This is a genomic window from Bacillus proteolyticus, from assembly GCF_001884065.1.
Taxonomy (GTDB): domain Bacteria; phylum Bacillota; class Bacilli; order Bacillales; family Bacillaceae_G; genus Bacillus_A; species Bacillus_A proteolyticus.
This window is the reverse complement of sequence record NZ_MACH01000053.1, coordinates 58,013-78,742: the sequence shown is the minus strand read 5'-3', so window position 1 is coordinate 78,742 and position 20,730 is coordinate 58,013. Positions and strand designations below refer to the sequence as shown.

Here is a 20,730-nt window from a genome sequence, read left to right as displayed (position 1 = left end):
AAGGAGGCAACTGTATGCTGTTGAAATACGGTAAACACATTAACTATTTAGCTACAATTTTTATTTCTATGACATTCATCGGCTTCATATTATTTACAACGTTACTAAGTCATTATTCAACTCCTAATACATTCACACTACTTAAAACATCATTTTGGACTGCTGTTTTTCTTACAATTATAGGTTTTGGCCGTGAGAGAAGCGCACTTGCAGCTATGCTAATTGGAATTTGTACTTTAGCATTAATCGGATTGTATATTTTCGCTATTATAGATTACTCTGTTAATCCGCAACCATAGGAAAGAGCTACCTTTTCACAAGATAGCTCTTTTTTCATTTCACAATATTTCTAAGCGTACCAATTCCCTCTACTTTAATAACAACTTCATCACCAGCGTGCAAAAACTTCGGTGGTGTAAAACCTTTACCAACACCAGCTGGTGTCCCTGTTGCAATGATATCTCCTGGTTCTAATGTCATACCTTTACTTATAGTTGAAATAATTTCTTCTACTGAAAAAATCATTTCTCTCGTATTTGAAGTTTGCCTTACTTCTCCATTTACCACCGTTTCAATGTGTAATTCATTCGGCGTTCTAACCATTGATTTATGAATTAAATACGGTCCCATCGGACAAAATGTATCGAAACTTTTCCCTAGGAAAAATTGTTTATGTTTCCTTTGAATATCCCGAGCAGTTACATCGTTTATAACTGTATATCCAAAAACATGATCAAGAGCTTTTTCTATTTTTATTTGTTTCCCTCGCTTACCAATAACGATTGCTAGTTCACCTTCATAGTCCAGTTCATTCGTTGCATGAGGGTGACCGTTAATTTGCTCATCAATTCCGATCACTGTTGTTGGCGCTTTTGTAAAGATCATTATATTTTCAGGGATAGACTCTACTCCGCCCATTTCTACCGCATGCTCACGATAGTTCTTTCCAACACAAAGAATATTTTTTCTCGGCCTTGGAATCGGTGCTAATATTTTCACTTCTGCTAACGGATAATACGCCGCTCCCGCATTTTCCTTCGCCCAATTTACAATATCGTACACCTTCTCAAGGCATTCACTTCCTCTTTCAATACACTCTAACATAGTAATCGGGATCGTAACCTTTTCCCCTTTTTGTCTTTGCGCTTCTCTTAAATGTAAGACTCTATCTTCCTCTTCATCCACAATACCTACAAATACCTTTTCTTCTTTCTTCGCCGTTACAAAACGCAATATTTCCACTCTCCATCCTAAAACTCATACCCTTTAATTGTATTCGCATCTTTAAGAAAAAAACCTTCTTATGCACGCTAATTTTTACAATATTCAACCATCCTTATATTTGTTCCACATCCGTCATTTGACATAAAATGTAGAAATTATACTTTTTTTAGCGAAGATGTTTCTTTTTTATGTGATTTTTGTATAATATGTACTAAATATATACATAAAATTTATTGAGAGATGGAGCCGATTTCAATGTTTGAGCAAGCTATCGAAAAAAAACGCGAAAAAATGATCTATTTTGCTGAACGCTACGGAATGACTTCTCAAAAAACAGTGGATTGTAGCCAAGAACTGGACAGGCTCTTAAATGTTATTTGGCATATACACACAGATTGCACACACACTCAAATGTTCGAAACACATACGCAATAACGTATGTGTTTCTTTTATTTCAAAAAAATACACATTTTATTGAAAACGCCCATACAATAGTAGAAAAGAAAATTTTAAAAATGAAAGGTGTTTTGTATGCCAGCTATGGTCGGACATATTCGTATCGTTAATATTGGATCAAGTGGTATTTTTCATATTGGAGATGTATTTGCGATTAGGCCTATTAGTTATTCACGCGCTTTTGCTGGGGCCGGCTCCTTTAATGTTGGGGATAACGTCTCTGTCTACAATTATCAAAGTTCAACGACTGTCAATGATTCAGATGTAATCGATCAAGCAATAATTGGTTCGAACTAAAGGGGGCGATTGCTTTGAATTTTTATGTGAACCAAAGTATCATCATTAACAGCATTAAAATCGATAGCATTACGACCTCTTCCGTTTTTCAAATTGGAACTGCAGGTAGTATTAAGGCTCTTTCTAAATTTTCAAATACTGGCGGATTTACAGAACCTCTTCGCCCTTTAAGTGCGAAAGGACAAATTATTTCCATTAAGCCTTCAACTAGTTCTTCTTAGACCACCATTATCATAAATATATAGCAGTAATATACCCTCCCTATTGAAAAGGAGGTTTCACAAAATGAATCAAGATATATACACTTACCTAAACCAACTTCAGCAAGCTCTTCAAATACAGCAGCAAACTATTCTAAATCTTGAAGATCAAGTTCGCCTACTACAAGAAGAGCTTAATGAGTTAAAAAGTCGTCCCTCCTCTTCTATAGGAAAAGTGGAATATAAATTCGATCAATTAAAAGTAGAAAATTTAAACGGTACTTTAAATATTGGCTTGAATCCATTTTCAACAAAAGGACAACAAATTGAAGATTTTCAAGTGGATACAGAAACATTAAAAGTAAATCCTGAAACAGAAACAAATCCAGACTTTTATCAAGGTATCCTCCAAGAAATGCATCGCTATTTAGATGAAGAAGCATATAGTCGAATTCTCCATTTTGAACAAGAAGAGAGAACGCCGCTTGATGAGATGTATCGACAAATGATGGTGGATGACATAAAAAAACAGATGGAACATAGACTTCCGTATTATTTATCACAAGTTCAATCATATGAGGGTATTTCCACAGATCCCGATTATTTACGAGACGTCATTATTCAAGCGATGAAACAAGATATTGACAAAGCCTTCCTTTCCTTTATTCAACACATACCAGGCAATTTCCGAAAGGAGTAAGTATGTATGAATTTAAATGTTGTGAACCGCGAGTTAAAAGTAGGGCAGATTAAAATGAACGGGGTTTCTTCTTCCGCATTATTTTTAATTGGAGATGCTAACCTTCTCATCCTTTCTTCTATTCTTGATACGCCATTCGAATCCGTTACAGAGGGGCCATTTGTACCATTAGTAACAGCTGTCCCTACGACTCCAGGTTGAGGAGACTCAAAATTATGTTACATCATGTTTCAGTTGTCCAAAATGTTTCTATTATTTCTTTGGGGATTGCTGCAGTATTTCAAGTTGGTGATGCAAATCAAATGGAATTAAAAAGCAGGGCGCTTTTGGTTCATCGGGAAATTTCTTGTTATTTAAAAGGAGAAGGTCGCTTAGATGCTTTTGAAATTTTCACAGATGAACACATTACTATTCCAAAGCGAACCACAGATGTAAGAATGAATATTGTAAATGAGTGCCCTTTTATTGAAGTAAATGATGTTCACTTGCGGACACTTTTAAATTCTGGTTGCTTTCAAATTGGAAATGTTGATTATGCTTTTAATAACTCTCGTATTATGCAAATCCGCCAATACATTACTGATGAACCTTCCAATAAATAATTCATATAGTAATTAAAAAGCTTAGTAAAGTAGGTGGATGGTATGCCTTCGGTTGTAGGAAATCTTGTCGTTCAAAACAGTAACGGCTCTTTCAACTTAGGAGATTTTTATAACGTGTCTCCGAAAGAAAATACGAAAGCTTATAACGGATCTGGGGCTTCCAATGTCGGATTTGTCGTTAATACTTTTAGCGGCGTTAGTGCAACAAATACATTCGATTCGGACGTTGCAGACCAAGATCAAATCGGAACAGCGTAAAAAAGAAACAGCCTTAGCTCTATATTGTGTAGAGCTAGGGCTGTTTCTTCTATTAAAGATAATTTTAATTCAAGCTTATATTCTTTTAATATAGCATTCTTCCTTCTTTATATGCATTTTGATATGTCTCATCATTTATCTGTGTAACATCAGTATGGAACAGTTCCTCCCTAACAGCATCGAATAACTCCTTACATATGTTAGGAAATTCACTTTCCCATCTTTCTCTTTCATCCAACTCCATCAGTGATCCAACAATAACAAGATAAATATTCGGAAATTGCCTCTCAATCTTAGGAGCGTACTTTAGAAATCCCTTTAAATACATATCAAAATGATGACAATCATACTCCTGAGTGCCTGTATAAAATGGAAACCCACTTTCATCTTCCCACTCTAGGAGAATTCCCCAAAATGCTAACAATGAACCTGATCGATATCTCAATTTACTATCATTAAAGTGTTTATAATAAGGGTATAACAATCTATCGCACCAATCTAAATCGATTATACCACCCATATCTTTTATTTCATTACGTAATAAATCTAATTTCTCTTTAATGGGATCCATGCACATTCCCCTTCAATTGTTTATTTCCACACAGATATATACCTCTTATGATATTTACTCTCTTTATAAAATGAAAATAAATTTATTATATTTTAAAAGCTCAAACAAGCACAACCCCGTTCTAAATTTAGGACGGGGTTAAATTTATAGCAATAAAGTCATTTGAAAATCTAAGTTTTATTCAAAAAATAGCGTCCTTTTCTATAATAAAGGAATAGATGTATTTATACAAAAGTTGAATATTTTACAGAATTTCAGAATCCTAATTTTTAGCACCTTACATATTTACGTTTGAACCCCAGTCTTCCTCTATCAAGTTCTTTATGAATACTTTCGTAAGCATTTAGAAAACTGCTTTTCTTGTTGCCCCGTTTTAGTTCTACTATGCCTACTTCCTTTGCGGTTTCAACTGCCTTTTCATGTAGCGGCACATATGAAATCCCCACGGTATTTAGAAAATTATTCATAGCGGATTTCGTTCGTTCTGGCGAATCGTGAATTGTATTTTTCACAACTTCTAGCATATTGGCAATCTTACTTTCGGAAAATTCATGGTCTTTTCGATTCCCTAAAAGCCAGCAGTAGCAACTCCAACCCGCTGACATTCTTAGTTCGTCACCACTTGCGATCCATTTATCAGCCACGTCTTGTGCAAACTCTGACTCTGATAAAGTTACTGCCACCACATAATCGGATAGCATATAAAAGTACGCCCCATCCATCCAACGATCAAAATCCGATTCGTTCATAGTTTTCGGATCTGCAATAATGCCTGCAAAGTACATCGCATCATAGTTACCTGTAGCATAAAGCTCTTCAGCTAAACTCTGATTAATTTTTATTTTCTTCGCGATTGGTTTCATAACACCTGTAGCTACGCCAAAAAGTGGCTCCTTTGCACCATTGGATATGTATATTTTTTTAGTCCGTTCCTTGCCGAGAGTTTCAAGCTCTTGCATTACTGTTTCGACATCCATAGTATTGCACTTCCTTTCTTAATATTATAATCAATTCACTTATATTCTTTATCAAGTTCTCTACACTTCATAAATTCATCTGTTAAAGCGTTTTGTCCATCGATTTAAGATTTTCAAAATGAGATTTCGTTATATGCGTTTATCTAGCTAATTAATACCGATTATATAAAGTGAAACTTTAATCAGTGGGGGTTTTACTGCCCACAAATAGCGGGATAAGCTAATCATTAGTTAAGATGCTACTCCTCACTAATGATTAGTTTTTCTTTATTTAAATGATAATCCCTTATCTTCTAAAGCCGCTCTTAATTTAGGTAAAGATGCCGGTCCCATACCGTGCAATTTCAAAATTTCTTTTTCACTATACTTTGAAAGTTCTTCTACAGTCGTTATTCCGTGGTGCTCTAACGCCCTTCTTGCTGGTGCTGAAAGAAGAGAAAGAAAGCCTTCTTTTGGCTTTCTCTCTTTCTCACAGGTTGGGCAAGTTGGACAATCGCTACTTTTATAATACTCGTGTCCTTGATCACAAGTTCTTAACGTCGCCATACTCCATAACCCCTTTCTAAGCTCTATTCCTCAACCTTTACAACATGATTCCCATCAAAGAAGTATAAACACTTCTCTTTCACAGGATGTTTTAAGCTTTTCTCGAATGCTTTTGCATATAGCGAAAGCTGTACTTTGTATCGATCTTCTAAAATTGGTTTCGCTTGATCGAATCCACCTGGGAACTTTCCTTCAATCGTATCTGTTTTAAAGTCGATTAAAGTAATTCCGTCTTCCTCTTCGATCATGCAGTCGATAACCCCTTGGACAAGTATTGATTCGCCTTTCTTCCCTTGCCAATCTTGATATGCTTCTTCTGCTGCAAGCATCATCGTAAATGGTACTTCACGCTCTACACTTTTCGCGGCTAATACTCTTTTACCAAGATTACTTTCAAAGAATGAAATCACTTTTTCAATTGCTATTTCTTCAGCTTGCTCGAATGTTAATAATTCCTTATTTACCATTCCAGCAATTTGTTCTTGAAGAGCTTCAATCGTAATCGGTTTCTTCAAATCTACATGTTGCATAACAGCATGGACTGCTGTTCCGCGCTCTGCGTATGTTAATCCTTTTTTCTCCATAAAACGAGGGCGTGTTTTAATTGGTGCACGTAGTTTTTTAATAAAGGCATTATCGCTGCCATCTTCTGATTGATAGTTTCTCTTTATTTCTGTAACAGATTGCTTCGCACGGTGAGATGTTGCATCCTCATATCCGTACTTCCACGTTAATCTGTCGTACACTTCATCTTTTCTTTCACTCTCTAACGGAACGGCTTTTTTCTCACGAAGCGCTTCTAACAATTCTTGTTTCTCTTCTTGAACTGGTTCTGGCGCAAGTAACGTGTTGCCGTCAACAACTTCTACTTTCCAGCTAGTGTCATATCCATAAATGTCACCTGGAATATTTCCTTGTCCTAATTCAAGTAGCATTTCACTATCACGATGTCTATATAATGAAGGTGCAATCCAGTCTAAATAACATGATGCTCCGGCACGTATATGGTCTGGTAATAACCATTCACTATGCTCCCTTGCATCAAGCCATTTTTCCATTTCCTTATTTGCATCCTTAACTGTTCCGATTAAAATTAACTTCTCTTTCGCACGCGTTAACGCTACGTATAATACGCGCATTTCTTCCGCAATTAATTCCATTTTCATTTTACGCTTAATCGCTAGTTGCGATAATGTCGTATATTTAATCCGTTTACGAGGATCAATAAATTGTGAACCGAAACCAAAATCTTTATGAAGTAAGAAGCGTTTCATTAAATCTTGTGTATTAAAACGGCGACCAAGTCCAGCTACAAATACGACTGGGAACTCTAGCCCTTTACTTTTATGAATCGTCATAATGCGAACTACGTCTTCTTGTTCTCCAAGAGCTCTCGCCGTTCCCATATCATCACCGCGTTCTAAAATACGCTCAATAAAGCGTAAGAAGCGGAATAATCCTCTAAACGATGTTGCTTCATATTGCCTTGCGCGGTCATATAGTACGCGTAAGTTTGCTTGTCTTTGCTTTCCTGCTGGCAAACCGCCAACGAAATCGTAATAACCTGTCTCACCGTACACTTTCCAAATTAAATCAGAAAGAGACTGTTGACGCGCGAATTCACGCCACCCTTGCAGTAAGTTATAAAACCACTCTAATTTATCATGTAGTTCTTGTTCTTCTTCAAGCGGTGCTCCTTTTAAGAATGAGCTCATTACTTCATAAAATGACCCTTTTTTCCCGTGAGAACGAAGCGTCGCAAGTTCTTCGTCATTTAGTCCAACAATGGGTGAACGAAGTATAGCTGCAAGTGGAATATCTTGCATCGGATTATCAATAACGCGGAATACGTTCATCATAATATTTACTTCTGTCGCTTCAAAATAACCAGTCGCAAGGTCAGCATATACTGGAATTCCTTGTAGTTTTAACTCTTCCATAATTTGCGGCGCCCACGGCATGGAGCGAAGTAAAATAACGAAATCACGGTATTGTACTTGGCGCATACTATCAGTTTTACGATCATACACTTCATAACCTGAATCGACCATTGCTTTAATACGCTGCGCCATAAGACGAGCTTCAAGCTGTGCTTTTTCGACTTCGGCACCTTCTTCTCCGTCTATTACTTCTTCTTCCGTTTGCTGAATACATAATAGCTCAGCCGCTACATCTTCACCTTCTGGATAGCTAGCACCTAGCTTTAATTCAGCGTCAGCATCATAATCGATTTCTCCGACTTCTTCGCCCATAATTTGTTTGAAGATAAAGTTCGTACCAGCTAGCACTTCATGACGGCTACGGAAGTTTTTCGCTAAGTCAATCTTCATTCCGCCGCCCGATCCTTCTTGTGTGAATCGTTTGTATTTCCCTAAAAACAGTCCTGGTTCTGCTAGTCGGAAACGATAGATTGACTGTTTTACGTCACCAACCATGAACAAGTTTCCTTCACTCTCAGAATCTTTCGTTACGAATTTAATAATTGATTCCTGTACGAAGTTCGTATCTTGATATTCATCAACTAGTACTTCAGCAAATTTATTACGATATTGAAGTGCTACTGCTGACGGCTTCATTTCACCGTCTTCACTTTGCTCACTTAAAATTTGTAAACAGAAATGCTCTAAATCTGTGAAATCGACCATTCCTTTATCTCGCTTCATCGCTTGGAAACGCTCTGTAAATACTTTTACGAGCTGAACGAGTTTTTCTAATACAGGATGCATATCTTGAAAATCTCGTAAGAAACTTTCTGGTCTGCGGCTAAATAGCTCTTCTTGTAATTTCTTCACTTCATCTTTCGCTTTATTACGAAGAGAGTCTACTTGTTTTACAACATCTTCGTTGTAATCACTTTTCTTAATACGCTTTAACGTTTGCCACGATACATTTTGCATTGCTTCATAAACGCTTGTCCACGATCCACGAGCTGCTGAGGATAACATTCCAAGTAAAGCTAAATCCGCTTGCAGGGTTTCAACGCGAGGCGCTGGACCATCAGGAAGCATTGCGAGTTCAGTTGCTTTACGAATATGCTCTTCCGCTGTTTCAAGCTGGAATTTCACATCTTCTAATAAGTAAGAAGCGTACACTAAATCTTCAATCGTCTTCCCTTCAACGTCGTATGCTTCTACTAATTTATCAAGCCATTTTTCCGGGTTTGGATGCGCTCTTGATTCTGTATGAAGCGCTAAAATCATTCGTTGTAAGTCATCGTCACTACGATCGCTCGTATAACGATCAACGAGTTCAAAGAAAATACTATTATCTTCGATTCCATACTCTTCTTCTAATATGTCGTCTAACACTTCTTCTTTTAACAATTCATTTTCTGTTTGATTCGCAATACGGAAACGAGGATCGACATCAAGCATGTAGTAGTAGCCTCTAATCACTTGTAAACAAAATGAATGAATGGTAGAAATGGAGGCTTTATTTAATAAGCTGAGCTGCTTTCTTATATGCTGCGATCCTGGTCCATCAATTAATACTTTTTCTAACGCTTCCCCAATTCTGTTTTTCATCTCTTGCGCTGCTGCATTCGTAAATGTTACAACGAGCAGGCGGTCGACATCGACTGGATTTTCCTCACTTATAATCTTTTTAATAATCCGTTCAACTAATACTGCTGTTTTCCCTGATCCAGCTGCTGCTGCGACTAAAATATCACGTCCGTTCGCTACAACCGCTTTCCACTGGTCATCTGTCCATTGACTACCTTCTGGTTTTTCAGGCCAATTTTCTATCATTCTCCGCCAACCTCCTCTCTAATTTTCTCCATTGCTTCGCTATCTTTCATATCTTTTAACGTACGGAATTGATTATCTTCAAGTGATTCATCAAACTGACAAACTGATTTAAAGTTACAGAACGTACAAGCCGCTTTATTCCCCTTTTTGTAAGGAGCAATATCGATAACACCTTCTGTGATGTCTTTTCCGATATTTTCAAACGAGTGGTGTACATATTTTTGAAGTACGTTAAATTCTTGTTCACTTGCAATGCTAGAACGCGCACTAAAACTACCATCTTTTTTCAGACCAGCAGAAATAATATCAGAGCTTCCTGTTGAAAGTTTATTATCCATTAAACGAACAACGTCAGCATCTCCTAGTACGAGCCCTTTCATTTTAAATTTCTTTAAAATTTCTTTCTCAATTTCTTCTTCAGATGCATCGCCTTTCATCTCAACAATCGGGTTATGAATATGGAAATACAATACACCCGCCGGTGATGCAGTGCCGCCCTTTTTCATCCACGTATGTGCATTTGAAGTAACAACATCTAAATACGTTAACATTTGAAGCGCGAGTCCGTAATACACTTCTGTTAAATCTAACGCTTTCGAACTTGATTTATAGTCAATAATACGAAGGAACGTACCACTCTCGTCTTCCGCCTTATCAACACGGTCAATACGGCCCACTACTTCCATCTTTACACCATTTGGCAACGCAAATTCCATTGGCGGAAGCGATCCTGTACCGCCCATACCGAACGGTACTTCTAAATCAACTGGTACAAAGCCACTCGACTTCGCATGTTCACGAAGAATAAGTGACGTACGGAAAATGATTTGTTGCAGTTTTTGCTTTAAATAGAAATGACGGTTTGAACTTAATAAAATTTGTCTTTGTAATAACGGTGCAATTTCTTCTATTACTAAAGTAGAAAGATGCTCACACTCTTTTATTGATAAATCTGCCCAAGTACGGTTTTCACGTAATAACCTGTCTGCAATTCTCTTTAGCGCTGCATGGAATAGTTCACCGATATCTGGCGCATCAAGTTTGAAAATATCACGCTCTCTTAGTGATAAACCGTGCTGTGCGAAATGAGCGTACGCACAACGGTTAAATAGTTCCATACGAGAGACACTTCCCTTAATTGTATCTCCATATAAATCTCTACTTACAGTTGTACTTAGTTTCTGCGCACGATTTCGGTAAAATAAACTTGATAACACGCGGCTACTTTTTTGCTTCCATTCATCTGAAGTTACGTAGAAGTTATATACATCCCACCAAAAGTCTAATTGTCCTTCAAATCCGTATCGTTTCCATGTTTGCAGCTGCTGCATGACATAAGACAATGTCACTTCTGGCGTTGCTACGTATGAAATTTGTTCCGAACGTGATAAGTCATTTACGTCATTTGTAATAAATGATTCTTTCACATCAGGGAACATTCTTTTTATTTTCTTAATAAAGCTAGACGCAAGTAACGTCTTTCCTTCTTCATCTGCAAGCGGGCATGAAATATATAATTTCTCAGTCGCTCTCGTTACCATTTGGTACATAACGAACTGTTCTTCTAATAAAGTTTGTCTCGTCGTTGGCGCAAGTTCAATACCCGCAGCGCCAAGAACTTCTCTTTCCTCATCAGAAAGCATCCCTTCATCCATCGGTGCTGCCGGAATGACGCCTTCATTTACGCCGATAATGAACGTCGCTTTCACATTTGATAACCGGGAGTGATCAATATTAGCAACTAATACTTGATCTAATGACGGCGGAATGTTCGCGAATTGAAGTGCCTCAAGACCTGTGGACATAACGTCTGTAAACATGGATAGTGACATTTTCTCCTCACCAAGCATCTCTACGAACGTATCAAGAAGACTCATTACTTCTTCCCATACTTGTTCATGGTCTGTCGCAAATAAGAAATCTCCACTTTCTTCTGCTCGTATACGTAACTCTTCTAACTTCTTCGGAACGTCAAGTTCTTCTAAAAATAAGTAAACTGCCTCGCACATTTGCATAACCGTTCCCGCACGCTTCAGTCTTTTTTGCATACGAATAACAGGCGTTCTTACAACATCACGCAGCCTGTTTATTTTCTCTTCCATTTCACGTTCACTATCTGTGATCATTCCGTTTGTCTCGTCAAGAGAACGATAACGGCGATACATCCACGGATCCTCTGAAGTCCATCGCTTCCCTTGTACACCGTACGCTAAACAGTAGTTTTCAAACTCATCCATTTCTTCTCGCATCGTTTCTTTTCTTACACCTAACGGATATAAAAGCTCTGTTTTCACGCAGCGGAACACGGCATCATAACGCCAATTTCCGCTAATAATCTCTAAAGCTGAACGAATGCATTCTACTAACGGATGATGTGACATCGGGCGTTTTTCATCGATGAAATGCGGGATATTATAATCCGTAAATAACGTTCGCATTACATCGTAATAACTTTCTCCGTTACGAAGGAGGACTGCGATATCTCGGTAACGATAGTCTTCATCTGCAACAAGCTTACGAATTTCACGAGCTACACCTTCTACTTCAGCTCGTAAATTAGCTGCTGTACTGATTGTTACACTCGCTTCACCGTTAAATTTTTCATTCGGACGCGCTTCTAAATGAGCTTCTAAATGAGCTAATGCCGGAGAATGAAAACGCGGCTGTTCCATAAGTGGAATTGTTTTTTCAATTTCTATTTTCTCTTCACGCGCTACTTGTATTATTTTTTCATATGTTAACGTCGTTTCAAAAAATAAATCTAGTTCGTTTACTGGCTGTGCTAACGTTTTTTCATCTATCGTTAACGTGATCGTAACTCTCGCTCCACAAACCATAAGCTGCCTTAAAATTTCAAGCTCTTGCGGAGAAAATGAATGAAATCCATCTATATAAATTTCCGCACCATTTACATATTCAGACTGCGGAAGCTTTTCCACTAGCAATTGTAGGTAGTCTTCTGAATCTAAATATTTTCCGATTAAGGCACGTTCAAAATCATCATATAATAGCTGTAAGTCATACACTTTATTCGCTAGCAATTTTTGCTCTGCACTGCTACTATGCGCGTCTAGTTGTTGCCACATTTCATATACGTTAGATGGCGTCACATTGTAACGTTTAAACTCTGCAATCATACTACCAAGATGTTCAAAGAAACCGTTTTGCTCCGCTGCTTTTTGGAACACCGATAACCCATCTTTACGAGACTCTACAATTTTACGGAGTAACATATGTACACCAGCTTCATCAATATGAAGACGACTCGCTCCGCCAACTTCTTGCAGTACCTTCCACGCTAATCGTGAAAAACTAAAAACTTGTGCCCGAATAGAACCTCTTACATCCTCACTTCCAATTAACGCCTGCTGCGTCTGGAATGTCATCTGTTCTGGCACAAGATATAATATTGTTTTCCCTCTCGGGCGCTGTTTTAACTCTTCTTGCACTTCGCGTAAACAAAGTGTACTTTTTCCACTTCCCGCTCTACCAATCACAAATCGAAGTGACATGTAACCCCACCTTTCACTTACATAACGAACGTTAGTTTGCTACTATAATTGTATTATAGTACACGAAAAAAGACAAACATGTATAATGACGATACCCCCTCTCAAAATATAAAAATACAACCACTAAAGTATTTAATTACATAGAAAAAGCTGCTCATATAAGCAGCTTTTTCCATGTAATATTTCTTACTCCACTTTAGACAATATATTTTGTTGAAAAGCTCTTTCTTTCTCATCTTTATATCCACTTGATACAACTTCTTGAATATCGTCATAGTTAAATAAATAAGTAAAATCAGGACTAATATAGCCCTCTGGGTAAAAACATCCCATATAGTCAAATTTTTTCACTTTATCTGTTTCTACTTGTTGTTTACGTCCATAAATCATGAGTTTCTTGGTTCCTTCTTTTAAGATTACGATAGAGCCTATAGGTAGAAGATGTGAATTCATTTCCTTCTCCTTTCCTTTCTTGTAAGATTAGATTTTTGTTGAACCTGTTTCATTTTTGAATGCCCTGTAATGATAAGATGTTTTTTAAAATCAAAATAAAAGTACACATGGACACTCGCAAACAAGAAAATAATCGAGAAAAATGACAGTAAGATAATTAGCAAAATCGCTAGAGAATCTTGACTTAAAATTCCTATACTGATTTGACCAACAATGTAGCCTACACCTGAAAAAACACCGACTTTTGAAAATTTCACCTTCTGATCATTTATACCCATTAAACGAGCTGTAAAATATTTAATCCACAATTGTCCGGATTTATAAACAACCAAACAATATACTATAAATGATAAAATAAAAAATAAAGGTGATTCCAATCCTATTAACTCGTAAGCTATTTTTTGAACACCTATAAAACTACAAAATGAAATGCTAGTTCCAACAAATCCAGAATATAGTAAATGTTGCAATTGAGGCTGCTTAGGTTTGTTAATAAAAATCCAAATTCCCCACAAGTTACATACTATAAAAAATGGAAGCGCCAAGTAAAAATACACATTATATATTGGTGGAAATACAAAAATTATAATCAATAACAAAAAATTCATAATAAACCATACAAAGGCTCCGACAATATTTCTTATATCAAATGGTAGTAATATTCGTATGCCATCATCTATATTTTTAAAATTATATTTATCCATTATGCACCTCATAGAAAATTAAAAGATTTCATCTAAAGCAGAGCCTATTCCAGATTTAATCCGGTCTTTTATAGAGTCTTTTTCACCATCATTATTCCAATCCCCTTTATCGAACTTAATTCCATCCGTTATTATGCTAGATACTACAGAAGCAGTAAAACCTACACCAGCCCCAATCACAGTTCCAATGGGTCCTCCAATTGCTGTACCGACTGCAGCACCCGCCCAAGTACTAGCAGCAGTAGAACCTACTCCAACCGCTACATCACCAACAATGTCTCCTACAATTTTGCTGCCGCTCGCATTACTTTCCAAATTTTCTTTCGTATCTTTAAAGACATCTAAACCGGTACTTATATATCCTAATGCGTTATTTTTTAACGATAATGATTCTTTTAATAATGCACCTGGTTTTAAAACATAACGTTTTACTTCATCAATTGTTTTAGCTTCCTCTAATGGCAGCTTTGTTCTTCTAATAATGTTATTACCATCTTTTCCTTTAATAAGTGTACGGTTCTCAAATCGCACCATAGGTTTTCCTTGATTATTTGTATATGGTGTCGCGCGAAAACCTTGGTTATGCCTTTGAGCAATTTGGTATGCCTCTTGACCATCTTTAAAGGTTCCAAATGCTGTTAACCCGGCTCCCATGGGGTTTTCTTTCCATTCATCAATGCCTCCCCCAAAAGGACTTAATAAATCAACACTATCTATTTTCCAATCTCCTAATGAAACTTCTTGTTGATCAGTTTTCTCAAAACGATCAGCAATATTTCTTAATGATTTACTATGAGTTTTTAAATCATTCGTTACACGCTCTAACATTTAACCTGCATATAAAGCCTGATTCAATACAGCATCTCTTCCAGATACTTGAAAGGGTAAATCCATTAATTGCTGATTCAAACGTTTATGTGTTTCAAATAATTCATGAGCTGCACGCTCTATATTAGAAGCTAACTCCCTTAAAAGGGCAGGAGTAACTTTAATTTCTTTACTCATTTTGATTCACCACCTATTGATTTAAGGTACAGAACCATTTTTTTGATTTCTTCAATAATTGCAAAGATATCTAGACAAATAACATTCGTTTGCTTCTCTCCACTGTCTAGTATTTTTTGGATAAGCCAATATTGATTTTGACTATACATATACTGAATACTATCGGTATACCATGTATCCTTTATATAATAATGAGTTTTAACTGTAGTTAACTCTTCACGGTCACATATAATATTCACTAATTTTTTAACATCATCATCATCCGTATAATATCCTAATAATTCCGATAAATACTTTTCTGATTGATTTAAAAAATCTTTTTCATATACGGCGCAAGGAAGTTTAAATGTATAATTCGAACGTGAACAAGTATTTTTAGACTGCAACGCTTGATATATAAATTGCCATGCTACCTCAGGTATTCCACACTCTCTAAATATACATTGTTTTTCACCGTTAACATCTGTTATTCTGTTATGTATAACTTTTTTATCAGTAAAATAAAAGACGTTCTTTTCTGTAATGTCGTTTTTATTTATCTGTACTTCAATAACAAAACCTGTAGTTAGACAAATACTAAAATATTCTCATTATCAATAGATTAAAAAAATATAAAATAAACAAGACAAACATAATTGTTTGCCTTTTTCGTACTTCAAATAATTATATCAACCTTTTGAAAAATTCGTTTGCACCTCTCGAATCGGCCAATATCGCAGGTCAACTTTACCGACAACTGTATCAGCTTTTACAAAACCGAAATGCCTACTATCCCAGCTACCGAGGCGGTTGTCACCAACTACAAAAATAGACCCGGGTGGTACAAACTTTTCTTTCGTTAATTCTTCTAATTTAAAATCACCTGTTAGTTGTCGTCCATTTATCTCTTTCTTATACGCCTCTAAATAAGGTTCATCCACAAATTGTCCGTTTATATATAGTTTATCCTGCTTATATTCAATATGATCCCCAGGTAAACCGATAATTCGCTTTACGTAGTCCTCTTTTTTATTCGCATGAAAAACGACGACATCAAACCTGTTCAAGTCCCCTACTTGATAACTCACCTTATTTACAACGAGCATATTGCCATCTTGCAATGTCGGCATCATTGACTTCCCCTCTACAACGTACGTTGAAAAGAAAAACGTTCGAAAAAATACAGCTAATAGTACACCAATTAAAATTGTTCTTATCCACTCTAGCCCTTCTTTTTTCAAAGTTTTCTTCATTCGCTTCTCCCCTCGCCCTTTAATAATAAAGCTTATCTTTACAAAGAAGACTTTTCCTAATGTAGTTCTAACTTTACTTCAATTTTCTTACCGACATACCATAAAATAAAAATACCAACGCCAACAATAACCGATTTTACTGGTTTATGAATAAACGACATTAAATCATGACCGATATACGTTAAAATAAAGATCATAACAAGCTTTCCGAATGCTAACGCTAGTCCAAATTGTTTTACGCTAATGCGAGACAAACCAGCTACAACGTTTATAAGCGCAGATGGTGTGAAAGGAAAACAGAATATGACGAAGATTGGCGCAAACCCTTTTCTTTCAATCCATCCCATCGCCTTTCGCACTCTCTCATGTTTATTTACAAAAGAAAAGAAACGCGTCCTTCCAAAGCTACGAATGATGAAAAATACAAGCATTGCACCAATTACTGATCCAAGCCACGAATAAAGAAAACCGAACCAAAAACCAAATGCAACAGCATTCGCCAGTACAAACACAATGAGAGGCAATGCTGGAATAAGCGCCTCTATCATCGGTAAACCAATACCAAGAAGCGGCCCGAACGCTTTATAACTTTCAACAATGTGATCCATATTTTCTGGTGAAAAATATTCTTTGATTGTCTGAAAATCCATTCTACACTTTACCCCTTTACTCTAATTACTACCTCTACTGTATCATCGCTTATATGAAAGAGGAAATGGTAGATATGACATATGGAGATGTAATTATTAAGTTTCCATATCTTCCTCTAGAATTCCTTCATTATTATGCTATGATAATCTTTCAATATTCGACAAGACATGAGAATAATTTGGACACCACGCACAGATTATAAAAAAGAAGAAACTACAGAAAGTGTCAATCTATAGTTTCAAAAAAATACCCTTACTACGCGTAAGGTTATTTCTACCTGTATGGAAATAAGTAATGGCAAATAATTGGTGTACCTTCAAACAATTACCCCTTTCTAATGACTAGTTCTTATAAGAAACTTTTTTAGTAAGCGTATACTATCAATCACGACAAGTATTAATAAATATAAGAAAGATAGTATTAATACTGTACTCGGAATAGGTAACCTTCGAAATTTGTATAAAAACTTATCAATCGTATATATATCTTGCTCATCAGTTATCGTACTAGGAGTGAATATAAGGTAATCTTTCCAATTATCTATCCAAGTTAAACTAACTGCGGAAAATTGTATTATTCCTAACCACAAGTAAATAAAAATTGGTATAAGAATCATATATTGCAAACTATGTAATATCTTTCTTTTCCTCTTACATTCAATAATTTGAAAGACAATAAGTGTCAGTACGTACACGATCGATAGCAGAAATACTATGGTGACAACTGGCTGAATTGAAAAAGCAAATAGTAATTTATCAATTTCACTAATTTGACTATATTCTGTTGCATTTTGAGGCGTAAAAATAAAATGTTGTTTATCAGCACCTATCATTAACTGACTACCAACGAAACCAGTAAACATAAAGGTAAGAAATAATATAGGCAAAACAAGAATATATTGCGCCCAAAATAACATAGTCCTTTTCAACATACCATCTCCTTTTTTTATACAATAAGGTAAGAAATATCATGTATGCCGCAAATGTTAAATGATGCATATTAACATCGCGATAAATATATGTAGTAAAATTACCCTTATATTGTAATTTTACACTTTCTCAAGCCATTAAAGAACAAAAAATCCGCAAATTTTTCTCGTTTTATTTATGAATCTTACAGCGTAACGGTATATATAATGAAATCAAAAAAGGATGAGTCCCCCCATCCTTTTCCTCTCACACTTCGCCTTCCCTCACAAAATACACTTTCTCATAGGCTGGCGTTAATTTAGATTCTTCACTTTTATCAATCTCTTTAAAAGAAGGATTTCCTTGTTTTTTCTTCCGGTCTTCATACTCTGTCCGTAATTTTGCTGTACGATTTTGCTGATTTTCAAAGCTGCTTTTGGATATTTCTAACTTGACAGCGAAACCATTTATAAATCTAATAATAAGATTCCCATCTTTTAATTCTTTATTATTTTCAATATGAAAATGAGACAACCACGCACACTCTTTTCGAGAATAAGAATACGTAGGGAAAAAATAAAGTTGATCTGTCGGGCTAATTGCGATAGGAGCTTTATGTGTAATACTAGTTAACTCCTTCGTTCCTTCTTTTCTTCCAAAAAAACTAGAACCATGTTTCCGGCAACTTCTCTCTATAATATCGAGAGGTTTTTGAAATACGAAAAAAGAATCTTCCATTTCAACAATTCGCGTAACCACTTTCTTTTCTCCTAGGACAACAGGAAGTAAGGCCATCGTATTTTTACTTACAACATAATTTTCAACATAACGTTCTACTTTACTTTCCATATTCTACTATCTCCTTTTTCTATTTATAGTAGCAGCTGCATGTACAATTTTAGCACCTATGAAAAGGAAACGCTTTACAGATTTCCCTTTTTTACAATACTTTATCATTTATCAAACATTTATTAAATTTAAAATTAATCATATAGCAATAGAATGATTTGAACCTGTACAAAAATTATTTATACCATCTATAAATATTTATAATCGCTTCCTCTTTTCACATCATTACAACAATCAACTTTGCTATAATTAAAATATAAATCCAATATATGGAGGTCCATTATGGAAGAAAAAGAGAGCCAACCAACGATTCATATGAAAAATAACAACATTGTTATTGTGAAAAACTCAGCTAGTATTATATTCGCTTTATTTTTCATTCTACTGCTCTTTGCAAAGCCTTTTCGTAAATCAAAATGCCCAGAATGCAAGAAACGAGCAAAGAAAAAAGTTGGAAAAGAAGAGTAAAAGGCCTTCCTTTTTTGGAAAGCCTTTTACTCTTCTTCATATTCATATTTTCTTCCGAGATTTTCTGTATCTCTTTCAATTTGTAATGTGATTGTATATCGTTCTTCATCTAAAACATGAGAATAAGATTTTTTCAAATCAATTAACATCACTTTATCCCGCATTAACACCCGATTGGTGAGGGCTAATAATCAGTGGAGGATGAACCCCCACTGATTAAAGTTCCATTTTATCATTTTCATAAGTTTCCGCATACGCCTTTATCTCTTCAATCGTACTTTTTAGGCAGTCTTTATAACTAATATAATATTATATATCTCAACAACAAAAAAAGGATGGCATAAGCCATCCTTTTTTCCATAATGAACTATAAAATTATAGTTTGATTACGTTTTTAGCTTGAGGTCCACGGTTGCCTTCTTCGATTTCGAAGCTAACTTTTTGGCCTTCTTCTAAAGATTTGAAACCTTCAGTTTCGATTGCAGAGAAATGTACGAATACATCGTTTTCGCCTGGAACTTCGATGAAACCGAAGCCTTTTTCGTTGTTAAACCATTTTACTTGTCCTGTAACTGTCATAATTATTTCCTCCTAAGAAAATACATTTTATTATTTAGTCTTCATGTATAAAAAAAGAATCCACACATTATCAAATTCGAAACATAAACTAGTTCTCACATACTTTTCCCCGTTTGTTTTCGGCACTTGATAATATATGGATTGCTTAATTTAATTATTCAACTGGTATTATCATAGCATACTTAAAATAGAATGTACAATCCTTTTTAATAATAAAATTTCTAAATTTTATTATTTCTTATAAAATATAAACACACCTATTCTAATAAGGAGGCGTATATGGCAGAAATAATACCTGAAAAAACATTAGAGAGAATTAAAACAGATCTTAAAAATAACAACCTTGGAAAAGCAAGAGATAGATTACACGGATTAATCGCTACTTATCCGAATGAATTAGAACTTAGAAAAAAACTCGGTGATATTTACTTTACATTACAATACCCAGAAATGGCTGGACGGTATTGGTATCTTGAAAAAGAGAAAACAGATGTTATGCACGCGGCATGTCTACAATTTGAAAAATCGATGGGAAACGACCCTTATCATATTGTACGTGCTTTAAAATTCAAAGGAGATCGTAACATTATTACAGGACTACACACCGAATGTCCCGTACAGCCATTGCAGAAAAAAGTGATAGAGGAACTAATTGATGATTATGAAGAAACATGGAAAGACAAACTATTTACATGGGGCTGTCTAGCATTATTCGCATTCCTTCTTTTTACTGCTATTATTGGTATATTTACTATATTAAATTGGATATTTTAAGTAAAAGTAGGTACC

At 35.7% G+C, this 20,730-nt stretch carries 26 protein-coding genes and 1 pseudogene; 10 read left to right on the top strand and 17 right to left on the bottom strand.

Annotated elements, in window-relative coordinates:
- The first annotated feature begins 14 nt into the window (after positions 1 to 14).
- Positions 15 to 299, top strand: a complete 285-nt coding sequence (locus BAQ49_RS06180) for a hypothetical protein (protein WP_071744612.1) — start codon at positions 15 to 17, stop codon at positions 297 to 299.
- A gap of 34 nt (positions 300 to 333) precedes the next feature.
- Here the strand turns inward: BAQ49_RS06180 and BAQ49_RS06175 are convergent, their stop codons facing one another.
- A complete protein-coding gene (locus BAQ49_RS06175) occupies positions 334 to 1,233 on the bottom strand; it encodes a fumarylacetoacetate hydrolase family protein (protein ID WP_175546521.1) in 900 nt (299 codons plus the stop codon).
- 246 nt (positions 1,234 to 1,479) lie between these two features.
- On the opposite strand from BAQ49_RS06175, the gene BAQ49_RS06170 reads away from it, so the two are divergent.
- The 7 genes from BAQ49_RS06170 (at position 1,480) to gerPF (ending at position 3,737) form a co-directional block, all read left to right on the top strand.
- A complete protein-coding gene (locus BAQ49_RS06170; protein WP_071744611.1) occupies positions 1,480 to 1,659 on the top strand; it encodes an aspartyl-phosphate phosphatase Spo0E family protein in 180 nt (59 codons plus the stop codon).
- Positions 1,660 to 1,755: 96 nt separating this feature from the next.
- Positions 1,756 to 1,977, top strand: coding sequence for a spore germination protein GerPA (gene gerPA / locus BAQ49_RS06165; RefSeq protein WP_001111190.1), 222 nt, complete (start codon positions 1,756 to 1,758; stop codon positions 1,975 to 1,977).
- 14 nt (positions 1,978 to 1,991) lie between these two features.
- A complete protein-coding gene (gene gerPB / locus BAQ49_RS06160) occupies positions 1,992 to 2,198 on the top strand; it encodes a spore germination protein GerPB (RefSeq protein ID WP_002116962.1) in 207 nt (68 codons plus the stop codon).
- 64 nt (positions 2,199 to 2,262) lie between these two features.
- The gene (gene gerPC / locus BAQ49_RS06155; protein ID WP_071744610.1) at positions 2,263 to 2,877 is read left to right on the top strand and encodes a spore germination protein GerPC; all 615 of its coding nucleotides are present in this window, start codon (positions 2,263 to 2,265) and stop codon (positions 2,875 to 2,877) included.
- Between the two features lie 6 nt (positions 2,878 to 2,883).
- Positions 2,884 to 3,078, top strand: a complete 195-nt coding sequence (gerPD, locus tag BAQ49_RS06150) for a spore germination protein GerPD (RefSeq protein ID WP_016104152.1) — start codon at positions 2,884 to 2,886, stop codon at positions 3,076 to 3,078.
- 14 nt (positions 3,079 to 3,092) lie between these two features.
- Entirely contained in the window at positions 3,093 to 3,479 is a 387-nt protein-coding gene (locus BAQ49_RS06145) for a spore germination protein GerPE (RefSeq protein WP_071744609.1), read from the top strand.
- A 42-nt stretch (positions 3,480 to 3,521) separates the two neighbouring features.
- Positions 3,522 to 3,737 (top strand): spore germination protein GerPF, encoded by a 216-nt coding sequence (gene gerPF, locus BAQ49_RS06140; RefSeq protein WP_001141570.1) that lies wholly within the window; start codon positions 3,522 to 3,524, stop codon positions 3,735 to 3,737.
- An 85-nt stretch (positions 3,738 to 3,822) separates the two neighbouring features.
- Here the strand turns inward: gerPF and BAQ49_RS06135 are convergent, their stop codons facing one another.
- The 14 genes and pseudogenes from BAQ49_RS06135 to BAQ49_RS06070 all read right to left on the bottom strand — a co-directional run bounded on the left by BAQ49_RS06135 (position 3,823) and on the right by BAQ49_RS06070 (position 18,894).
- The gene (locus BAQ49_RS06135; protein ID WP_002116956.1) at positions 3,823 to 4,308 is read right to left on the bottom strand and encodes a hypothetical protein; all 486 of its coding nucleotides are present in this window, start codon (positions 4,306 to 4,308) and stop codon (positions 3,823 to 3,825) included.
- Positions 4,309 to 4,577: 269 nt separating this feature from the next.
- Entirely contained in the window at positions 4,578 to 5,285 is a 708-nt protein-coding gene (locus tag BAQ49_RS06130) for a DNA alkylation repair protein (protein WP_071744608.1), read from the bottom strand.
- A 267-nt stretch (positions 5,286 to 5,552) separates the two neighbouring features.
- Positions 5,553 to 5,831: an RNA polymerase alpha subunit C-terminal domain-containing protein gene (locus tag BAQ49_RS06125; RefSeq protein ID WP_071744607.1), complete on the bottom strand. Its 279-nt coding sequence runs from the start codon at positions 5,829 to 5,831 to the stop codon at positions 5,553 to 5,555.
- Between the two features lie 23 nt (positions 5,832 to 5,854).
- Positions 5,855 to 9,580 carry a helicase-exonuclease AddAB subunit AddA gene (addA, locus tag BAQ49_RS06120; protein WP_071744606.1) on the bottom strand — a complete coding sequence of 1,242 codons (3,726 nt, stop codon included), beginning with the start codon at positions 9,578 to 9,580 and terminating at the stop codon, positions 5,855 to 5,857.
- Positions 9,577 to 13,092 (bottom strand): helicase-exonuclease AddAB subunit AddB, encoded by a 3,516-nt coding sequence (gene addB / locus BAQ49_RS06115; RefSeq protein WP_071744605.1) that lies wholly within the window; start codon positions 13,090 to 13,092, stop codon positions 9,577 to 9,579. Before addB ends, addA begins: the two co-directional genes overlap by 4 nt.
- Positions 13,093 to 13,278: 186 nt before the next feature.
- The gene (locus BAQ49_RS06110) at positions 13,279 to 13,545 is read right to left on the bottom strand and encodes a DUF4176 domain-containing protein (protein ID WP_071744604.1); all 267 of its coding nucleotides are present in this window, start codon (positions 13,543 to 13,545) and stop codon (positions 13,279 to 13,281) included.
- Positions 13,542 to 14,249 (bottom strand): hypothetical protein, encoded by a 708-nt coding sequence (locus tag BAQ49_RS06105; RefSeq protein ID WP_071744603.1) that lies wholly within the window; start codon positions 14,247 to 14,249, stop codon positions 13,542 to 13,544. Before BAQ49_RS06105 ends, BAQ49_RS06110 begins: the two co-directional genes overlap by 4 nt.
- A gap of 18 nt (positions 14,250 to 14,267) precedes the next feature.
- The gene (locus tag BAQ49_RS31150) at positions 14,268 to 15,077 is read right to left on the bottom strand and encodes a WXG100 family type VII secretion target (RefSeq protein WP_244159080.1); all 810 of its coding nucleotides are present in this window, start codon (positions 15,075 to 15,077) and stop codon (positions 14,268 to 14,270) included.
- On the bottom strand, positions 15,078 to 15,254 hold the full coding sequence (locus BAQ49_RS33450) for a WXG100 family type VII secretion target (RefSeq protein WP_244159079.1): 177 nt from the start codon (positions 15,252 to 15,254) through the stop codon (positions 15,078 to 15,080).
- A pseudogene (locus BAQ49_RS06095) lies at positions 15,251 to 15,841 on the bottom strand (hypothetical protein); the annotation flags it as partial. The pseudogene BAQ49_RS06095 and the gene BAQ49_RS33450, both read right to left, overlap by 4 nt.
- Before the next feature lie 81 nt (positions 15,842 to 15,922).
- Positions 15,923 to 16,486 carry a signal peptidase I gene (gene lepB, locus BAQ49_RS06090; protein WP_071744602.1) on the bottom strand — a complete coding sequence of 188 codons (564 nt, stop codon included), beginning with the start codon at positions 16,484 to 16,486 and terminating at the stop codon, positions 15,923 to 15,925.
- A gap of 56 nt (positions 16,487 to 16,542) precedes the next feature.
- Positions 16,543 to 17,136: a TVP38/TMEM64 family protein gene (locus tag BAQ49_RS06085; protein ID WP_071744601.1), complete on the bottom strand. Its 594-nt coding sequence runs from the start codon at positions 17,134 to 17,136 to the stop codon at positions 16,543 to 16,545.
- Between the two features lie 335 nt (positions 17,137 to 17,471).
- On the bottom strand, positions 17,472 to 18,068 hold the full coding sequence (locus tag BAQ49_RS06075; RefSeq protein WP_071744599.1) for a DUF4306 domain-containing protein: 597 nt from the start codon (positions 18,066 to 18,068) through the stop codon (positions 17,472 to 17,474).
- A gap of 244 nt (positions 18,069 to 18,312) precedes the next feature.
- The gene (locus BAQ49_RS06070; protein ID WP_071744598.1) at positions 18,313 to 18,894 is read right to left on the bottom strand and encodes a competence protein ComK; all 582 of its coding nucleotides are present in this window, start codon (positions 18,892 to 18,894) and stop codon (positions 18,313 to 18,315) included.
- A 282-nt stretch (positions 18,895 to 19,176) separates the two neighbouring features.
- On the opposite strand from BAQ49_RS06070, the gene BAQ49_RS06065 reads away from it, so the two are divergent.
- Positions 19,177 to 19,362, top strand: a complete 186-nt coding sequence (locus tag BAQ49_RS06065) for a hypothetical protein (protein ID WP_071744597.1) — start codon at positions 19,177 to 19,179, stop codon at positions 19,360 to 19,362.
- A gap of 26 nt (positions 19,363 to 19,388) precedes the next feature.
- Here BAQ49_RS06065 and BAQ49_RS34210 read toward each other — a convergent pair whose 3' ends face one another.
- Both BAQ49_RS34210 and cspA read right to left on the bottom strand, forming a co-directional pair.
- Entirely contained in the window at positions 19,389 to 19,511 is a 123-nt protein-coding gene (locus tag BAQ49_RS34210) for a hypothetical protein (RefSeq protein WP_412676973.1), read from the bottom strand.
- Between the two features lie 226 nt (positions 19,512 to 19,737).
- A complete protein-coding gene (cspA, locus tag BAQ49_RS06055; protein WP_000218989.1) occupies positions 19,738 to 19,941 on the bottom strand; it encodes an RNA chaperone/antiterminator CspA in 204 nt (67 codons plus the stop codon).
- 279 nt (positions 19,942 to 20,220) lie between these two features.
- Between cspA and BAQ49_RS06050 the strand changes: the two genes are divergently transcribed.
- Entirely contained in the window at positions 20,221 to 20,715 is a 495-nt protein-coding gene (locus BAQ49_RS06050; RefSeq protein WP_071744596.1) for a DUF6584 family protein, read from the top strand.
- Positions 20,716 to 20,730: the final 15 nt, after the last annotated feature.